The 4,945-nt window shown below is 76.4% G+C and carries 4 protein-coding genes; all 4 read left to right on the top strand.

The window, feature by feature from the left end; translation table 11 throughout:
- Nucleotides 1-416: VOC family protein (locus PYV61_RS20855; RefSeq protein ID WP_275835255.1), on the top strand; the 416-nt coding region annotated here is incomplete at its 5' end.
- A 200-nt stretch (nucleotides 417-616) separates the two neighbouring features.
- Nucleotides 617-1,231 (top strand): hypothetical protein, encoded by a 615-nt coding sequence (locus PYV61_RS20860; RefSeq protein ID WP_275835257.1) that lies wholly within the window; start codon nucleotides 617-619, stop codon nucleotides 1,229-1,231.
- The gene (locus PYV61_RS20865; RefSeq protein ID WP_275835259.1) at nucleotides 1,228-3,987 is read left to right on the top strand and encodes a DUF5916 domain-containing protein; all 2,760 of its coding nucleotides are present in this window, start codon (nucleotides 1,228-1,230) and stop codon (nucleotides 3,985-3,987) included. Before PYV61_RS20860 ends, PYV61_RS20865 begins: the two co-directional genes overlap by 4 nt.
- Nucleotides 3,988-3,991: 4 nt before the next feature.
- The gene (locus tag PYV61_RS20870; protein WP_275835261.1) at nucleotides 3,992-4,894 is read left to right on the top strand and encodes an alpha/beta hydrolase-fold protein; all 903 of its coding nucleotides are present in this window, start codon (nucleotides 3,992-3,994) and stop codon (nucleotides 4,892-4,894) included.
- Nucleotides 4,895-4,945: the final 51 nt, after the last annotated feature.

A 4,945-nucleotide genomic window follows, 5' to 3' on the forward strand; every position in this document is an offset into this window, starting at 1 on the left:
CGCCGACCGGGGGCGCGACCGCGCCCGACGCCGCGGCGTGCGACGAGGCGCCGACGTACGGCGAGGCCGGGTGGCCGTCGCTCGAGCCGGTCGGCACGATCCGGCAGCCGGCGGCGAGCGTGCGGCTGGCCAACGGCACGCTGTCGTGGTACCCGCGCCAGTGCGTCGGCGCGCGCTGCGGCGCCGACCGGCCGCTGGTGCCGTCGCGCGGGCAGGCGCTCGACCACGTCGCGTTCGTCGTCGACGGGCTGGACGCGCGGCTGGCGCGGCTGCGCGCGGCGGGGGTGACGGTGCTCGAGGGCCCGTACGCGTTCGGCGCCACGCGCGCCGTGATGATCGAGGGGCCCGACCGGCTCGCGATCGAGCTGGTCGAGCGGCGGGGCGCCCCGATGCCGCGCGGCGCCGCCGGGCGCTGATCGAGCGCTGATCGGGGCGCGACCGGCCCGACCCGCGCCGCCGGCGGAGCGCCGGACGTCCGCCGTCGCCCGCAATGAACGAAAGAACGACGCGCGCACGCGTGGCCCCCGCGGCGGCACCCGAATATGTAAGGACTGTTGGATATGCGGCCCGGCCGCCGCGCCGCCACGGAGAACCCGCTGTGACAGTCCTTACACATATGCCCGGGGCGCCCGCCGCGCGGCTCCTGCTGGCCCTCCTCGCGGCGCCCGCGGCCTCCGCGCCCGCCGGCCCGCTCGCGCGGTACGCCGGCGTCTACGCGAGTCGCGCCGGACAGCTGCGCACGTTCTTCGTCGACTCGGGGGCGCTGCGGATGCGCGTCCCTCCCGGCGTCGTGCGCCGCCTGGTGCCGCTCGGCGCCGACCGGGTCCGGGTGGCGAACACCGCGCGCACCTTCCGGTTCATGGGGACGACGGCGCGCGCGGAGGGCGCGGGCGAGCCGCCGGCGGACTACCACCGCGTCGGGAGCGAGGGGGACACGGCGACCACCGCGGCCCGCTACGTCGGCACGTACGAGAGCGCGGAGCTCGGGGTCCGCTGGACGCTGCGCGCGGGAGCCGACGGATCGCTGCTCGTGGCGCACGGCGGCCCGGGCTCGCCGGAGCGGGCGCGCGCGGCGTTCCGCGACGGGTTCCTGATCGGGTACGGGATGCTGCGGTTCGTCGCCGACTGCCGCGGGGCGGTGGTCGGCTTCACCGTCTCGGAGGAGCGGATGCAGGGGCTGCGGTTCGACCGGGTCGGCGCGCGCGGACCGCAGGGCGGGTGCGCGCGGTGAGGGGACGGCTCTCGTGCCTGCTGCACGCGACCGCCGTCGCGGCGGCGGGGGCGCAGGCCGTCCCCGCGCCGTCGGCGCCGGTGGCGCGCATCGACTCGGCGGTGGCGGCGGCGCCGGCGGCGTCGCAGAACGACCCGCGTCCCGCGGTGCGCGCGGCGCGGCGCGCGTCCGCCGTCGTCGTCGACGGGCGGCTGGACGACGCGGCGTGGCGCGACGCCGAGCCGGCGGGGGGCTTCCGGCAGCAGCTCCCCGACGAGGGCGCGCCGGCGAGCGAGCCGACCGAGGTGCGGATCCTGTTCGACGAGCAGGCGCTCTACGTGGGCGCGCGCATGCGCGACGCGCGGGGCGCGGCGGGGGTGCGGCGGCTGCTGGTGCGGCGCGACCAGCTGCTCGCCGACAACGCGTCGGACAAGATCGTCGTCGTGCTCGACCCGTTCCGCGACCGGCAGACCAGCGTCTGGTTCGAGCTGAACCCGCTCGGCGTGAAGGGGGACCAGCTGAACGGCGACCCGTCGTACGACGCGGTGTGGGACGGGGCGGCGCGCGTCGACTCGCTGGGGTGGACCGCCGAGTTCCGGATCCCGCTGTCGCAGCTCCGCTTCTCGCGCACGCCGCTGCAGGAGTGGGGGCTGCAGGTGTGGCGCACGCTGGCGCGCCGCAACGAGACGAGCATGTGGGCGTTCTGGCGGCGGAACGAGCCGGGGGGGCCCGGCTACTTCGGCACCGTCGGCGGGCTCGCGGTGGCGACGCAGCCGCGGCAGCTCGAGCTCCTGCCGTACGTCGTCGAGCGCGGCACCTTCGCGCGCCCGCCGGCCGGCGACCCGTTCCGCCGCGGGCGCGAGCTGACGACGCGCGTCGGCGGCGACGCGAACTACAACCTCAACTCCAGCTTCACGCTGAACGCGACGTTCAACCCCGACTTCGGGCAGGTCGAGGCCGACCCGGCGGTGGTCAACCTGTCGGTGTTCGAGCTGACCTTCCCCGAGCGGCGCCCGTTCTTCGTCGCCAACGCGTCGTCGTTCGCGTACGGGGGGCTCACCTGCTTCTTCTGCCGCGGCGCGCCGGCGCTGAACGCGTTCTACTCGCGGCGGATCGGGCGGCCGCCGCAGCTCGCGTCGCTGGTGCAGGGGGGGAACCACGTGGACGTCGGCGAGGCGGCGCCGATCCTCGGGGCGGCGAAGCTCACCGGGCGCACGCGCGGCGGGCTCTCGGTCGGGGTGCTGGAGGCGCTCACGGGGCCGGTCACGGCGCGCTACGTGCCGCGCGCCGCGCCGTCGGCCGCGCCGCTCGCGCGCGACGTCGAGCCGACGACGAACTACTTCGTCGGCCGCGCGCGGCAGGACCTGCGCAGCGGCGACACGCGCGTCGGCGTGATCGCGACGCACGTCCTCCGCTTCCTGGAGGACACCGCGCACGCGAGCCGCCTGCGCGCGCGGGCGGGGCTCGCGGGGGTGGACGTGCTGCACTTCTGGAACCGGCGGGGCTACTCGGCGCAGGGGCAGCTCGCGGTGTCGGAGGTCGCGGGGAGCGCGGCGGCGATGCTCCTCACGCAGCGCGCGAGCGCGCACTACTTCCAGCGCCCCGACCGCACCACGACCCACGACGGGCTGTTCGACGTGCGCTACGACCCGGCGCGGACCGCGCTGCGCGGGTACGCGCTGTACGCGCGCGTGGCCAAGGAGGCGGGCGACTGGCGGTGGGAGGCGTCGCAGAGCTGGCGCAGCCCGGGGTTCGAGGTGAACGACCTCGCGGCGCTCGCGCGGACGGACTACCGGTGGATGCAGGCGAGCGCGATGCGCGTCTGGACGCGGCCGACGCGCTGGTACCGGCTCGCCAGCGTGGCGGCGGGGGCGCAGCAGCAGTACACCTACGACGGCGACCTCACCGACCGGCTGGCCGGCGCGACGGGGGAGGTCACCCTCCGCAACTGGATGCAGGCTCGCGCCGCGGTGGTGCGCAAGCCGCCCGTGTACGACCCATACCGCACGCGCGGCGGGGTGCTGGTGCGGAGCGCCGGCTACCAGCTGGCGACGCTGGGCGTGAACAGCGACGCGCGGCGCGCGGTGTCGTGGAGCGTGGGCGGCGAGTACGGCCCCAACCTCGCCGACGAGGGGTGGTACGCCGCCGCCAACGTCGGGGTGACGGTGCGCCCGACCGCGAGCGTGCGCGTGAGCCTCGCCCCCGGCTACCTGCGCGACGCCGACCCGCGGGCGTTCGTCGCCAACGTCGCCGACACCACGGCGCGGGCGTTCGGCGGCACGCGCAGCGTCTTCGGGCTGCTGGAGCAGCAGTCGCTCTCGCTGACCACGCGCGTCAACGCCACCTTCACCCCCGACCTGACGCTCGAGGTGTTCGCGCAGCCGTTCATCGCCGGCGGGCGCTTCACCCGGCTGGTCGAGTACCGCGCGCCGCGCACCACCGAGGCCCTGGTGTACGGCGTCGACGTCGGCACCCTGGCGGCGACGCGCGACTCGTCGGGGCGCGCGCTCCGCTACCGCGTCGACCCGGACGGCGCGGGGCCGGCGGCGGCGTTCGAGGTGGCGAACCCGGACTTCAACGTCCGCTCGCTCCGCGGCACGGCGGTGCTGCGCTGGGAGTATCGTCCGGGCTCGACGCTCTTCCTGGTGTGGACGCAGCAGCGCGCGGGCGGCGGCGTATCGGGCGACTTCGACGTGCGGCGCGACGCGTCGGCGCTCTTCCGCGACCGGCCGGTCAACGTGCTGCAGCTCAAGGCCACCTACTGGCTCGGCTTCTGACGACATGACATTCCGTGTACGCGCGGCGCTGCTCGCGCTGCTCCTCGCCGCCGCCGCCCCCGCGACCGCGCAGGAGATCACCCTGCCGCAGACGCGCACGCACGTCCTCCGCTCGGCGGTGAACGGCGAGGACTACCACCTCGCCGTGGCCCTGCCGATGGGATACCGGGCGGCCGACACCACGCGCTACCCGGTGCTCTACGTCCTCGACGGCGGCGCGCACCTGCCGCTGCTGGCGAGCATGTTCCGGCTCACGAACCGCGGCGGCCGGGGCGACGTGCTCCTGGTCGGCGTGGGCTACTACCCGCCCGGCGCCTTCCCGCGCGCGGTGCCCGGGCAGACGCCGCGGCGCAACGTCGACTACTCGCCGCCGCGCCCCGCGGGCGCCCGCGACACCGCCCCGCTCCCGTGGCCGGCCCGCGCGCCCGACTTCCACCGCATCCTGAAGGAGGAGATCCTCCCCTTCGTCGAGCGGACGTACCGCACGACCGGCGACCGCGCGCTGCACGGCCACTCGCTCGGCGGGCTGTTCGCGACGTACGTGCTGTTCGAGGACCCCGACCTGTTCGCACGCTACGCGATCGTGAGCCCGTCGTACTGGTGGGACGGCGGCTCCGCCTTCGCGCGCGAGGCCGCGTTCCGGGCGACGCGCACGTCGCTGCCGAAGCAGGTCTTCCTCGGCGTGGGCGGGCTGGAAGGGCCGGACCAGGTGGCGGGGATGTGGCGGATGACGGCGGCGCTGTGCGCGGGGCGCCGCGCCGGCGCCTACGCGGGGCTGACGATCACCGCGGAGGTGATCCCCGACGAGCACCACGGCTCGGCCACGCTGTTCGGGCGCCCGCTGCGCGCGTTCTACCCGCCGTACGCGACGGACGGCGCGCGCGCCGACCCGTGCGTCAGTCGCTAGAGCAGATCACGGCGCGGCGTAGCGGCCGTAGCCGCAGTGGCGGAAGTAGCC

It is taken from the genome of Roseisolibacter sp. H3M3-2, assembly GCF_029211165.1.
In the GTDB taxonomy this organism is placed as follows: domain Bacteria; phylum Gemmatimonadota; class Gemmatimonadetes; order Gemmatimonadales; family Gemmatimonadaceae; genus Roseisolibacter.

Bases quoted from the DNA above. Each gene is read 5' to 3' on its own strand.
- PYV61_RS20860 (WP_275835257.1), top strand. From the start codon at position 617: ATGCCCGGGGCGCCCGCCGCGCGGCTCCTGCTGGCCCTCCTCGCGGCG.
- PYV61_RS20870 (WP_275835261.1), top strand. From the start codon at position 3,992: ATGACATTCCGTGTACGCGCGGCGCTGCTCGCGCTGCTCCTCGCCGCC.